A 2,352-nucleotide genomic window follows, 5' to 3' on the forward strand; every position below is an offset into this window, starting at 1 on the left:
TGCGCCGGAAAAGCGGCGGATAAATTTGTATTCTGATGGATATGGCGCATTCTGGACCGCCGGCGGCGGAGATCCATCTGACCGAAGCCGAACGAGCTCGGCTGATTGGCATGTCGGCAGAGCCATCGAGGGTGGCGATCCGGGCGAAGATCGTGCTGGCCTGCGCGGAGCCGGGGGCCAGTAATGCGCAGGTGGCGCGGGAGTTGGGCATCGCCGTGGGCACGGTGCGTAAGTGGCGTGCCGCCTTCGCTGAGGGCGGGCTGGACGGGTTGGTCGATGAGGCCCGCACGGGGCGGCCCAAAGCGGAGTTGACGGTGACCGACCAAGAGCGGGCGATGCTGCAGCGATGGGCCCGGAGGGCGAAATCCTCGCAAGTCTTGGCGATACGCTCCAAGATCGTGCTGGGGTGTGCGGAGGGCAAGGACAACCAGCAGATCGCCGCGAAGTTGCGAGTGCACCCGGACACGGTGTCGAAGTGGCGTCATCGGTTCCTGCAGTTACGGCTGGACGGGCTGATCGATGAGCAGCGTCCGGGCCGGCCGGCCTCGATCACCTTGGATCAGATCGAAGAGGTGGTGGTGGCGACACTGGAGGAGACACCGAAGAACGCCACGCACTGGTCACGCGCCCGGATGGCCGTACGCAGCGGGCTGAGCAAGTCGACCATCGGGCGCATCTGGCGAGACTTCGGGCTCAAGCCGCACCAGGCCGACGCCTTCAAGCTGTCGAGCGATCCGTTGTTCGTGGAGAAGGTCGTGGATGTGGTGGGGCTGTATCACGACCCGCCCGAGCGTGCGGTGGTGTTGTGTGTGGATGAGAAGTCCCAGATCCAGGCGCTGGATCGGTCGCAGCCGGTGTTGCCGATGATGCCGGGCATGCCCGAGCGGCGTACCCACGACTATGTCCGCAACGGGATCACCAGCCTGTTCGCCGCCTTCAACATTGCCGACGGCAGCGTCATCGGCGAGTTGCACCGCCAGCACCGCTCCGCCGAGTTCAAGAAGTTCCTGGCCACGATCGACCAGACGGTGCCCACCGAGTTGGATGTCCATCTGATCTGCGACAACTACGGTACCCACAAGACGCCGGCGATCAAGGCATGGCTGACCCGCCACCCGCGCTTCCACATGCACTTCACCCCGACGGGCTCCTCATGGATCAACCAGGTCGAGCGCTGGTTCGGCTACCTGACCGACCAGATGATCCGCCGCGGAGTGCACAAGAGCGTCCAGTCCCTGGAACAGGACATCCGGGACTGGATCGCTGAATGGAACGACAATCCCCGCCCCTTCGTGTGGAAGAAGACCGCCGACGAGATTCTCGAATCCCTCGCTAAATATCTCCGGCGAATTTCAGGCCCATGACATAGGCGATTCCAACGGGTAGCGCATGACGTCCACGGTGAGGAGATCCGCGAGGAAGGCCGCTTGCCGTGGATCGTCCCAGTCGCCGACCTCGCCCCCGTTGACGGCCGTCCATACTCCCCACTCCAGCAGCATGTACGTGAGAGCGGTCGGCCACAGTTCCCGCTCTCGCACCGTCAACCGCACGTGCCCAAGATAGGCATCGCGGAAGGCGGCCCATTCCATCTCGTCGAACAGCCTCGCCGGACGATCTAGCAGGTCGTTGTGGAACAGCAGCACGGCCAGGGCCAGGTCGAGCAGCCTCGGCGCCCGTTCCCCGTTGTCGGGGTCGACCAGTACGGGTCCGGCCTGGCTGTACACGAGGTTGACGGCCTTGAAGTCCATGGTCGCATCGGCCACTGGCAGGTCGGCGTCGCGGATGGCCGGGAGCGTGGTCGCCATGAACGACCGCAGCAGCGGCTCGAACCGACCGAGCACCTTCCCTCGCAGGTCCGGCCGGTAGGCCTTGAGTACCTTGTCGAGACCCGTCACGTCGTCCTCGACCGACTCCTGGTCGTGATCAGGCCACTCGAAGCCGGGCAGACCGGTTGATCCTTCGGCGTTACTGGCCACATGCAGGCGCCCCAGCAGGTCCCCGGCGGCGCGTATGTCCGCCGGGGAGCCGTCGTAGGTCCGCCCATCGATCCACGGATAGGCGACCCAGTCGTACTCGCCGATCCGATGTGGCCCGGCCAGCGGCGTCACCACTGGTACCCCCACGCCCGCAAGATGTCGCACCCACCTGCCCACGGCCTCGGGCGAGTGGGTGCGTTTGACAGCGACAGCCACTCCGCCGATCACACCGCGGAATACGGGTGCGTAGAGATATATCGACTCCTGCGGCTCGATCCCGAACCGCCGGAACACCTCGAAGTAGTCATTCGTCACAAGCTTCGACCCTAGCGGGGCATAAGCATTTACCCGATGAATTTTAGGCGCATGACACTAG

At 64.5% G+C, this 2,352-nt stretch carries 2 protein-coding genes; one reads left to right on the forward strand and one right to left on the reverse strand.

The window, feature by feature from the left end; all coding sequences use genetic code 11:
* Window positions 1-35 precede the first annotated feature (35 nt).
* Complete coding sequence (locus LDL49_RS56290) at window positions 36-1,364, forward strand: IS630 family transposase (RefSeq protein ID WP_225303166.1); 1,329 nt, start codon at window positions 36-38, stop codon at window positions 1,362-1,364.
* Here the strand turns inward: LDL49_RS56290 and LDL49_RS56295 are convergent.
* Window positions 1,353-2,291: a phosphotransferase gene (locus tag LDL49_RS56295; RefSeq protein ID WP_225303167.1), complete on the reverse strand. Its 939-nt coding sequence runs from the start codon at window positions 2,289-2,291 to the stop codon at window positions 1,353-1,355. The genes LDL49_RS56290 and LDL49_RS56295 overlap by 12 nt on opposite strands.
* Window positions 2,292-2,352: the final 61 nt, after the last annotated feature.

It is taken from the genome of Nonomuraea aurantiaca, assembly GCF_020215705.1.
Lineage (GTDB): Bacteria > Actinomycetota > Actinomycetes > Streptosporangiales > Streptosporangiaceae > Nonomuraea > Nonomuraea aurantiaca.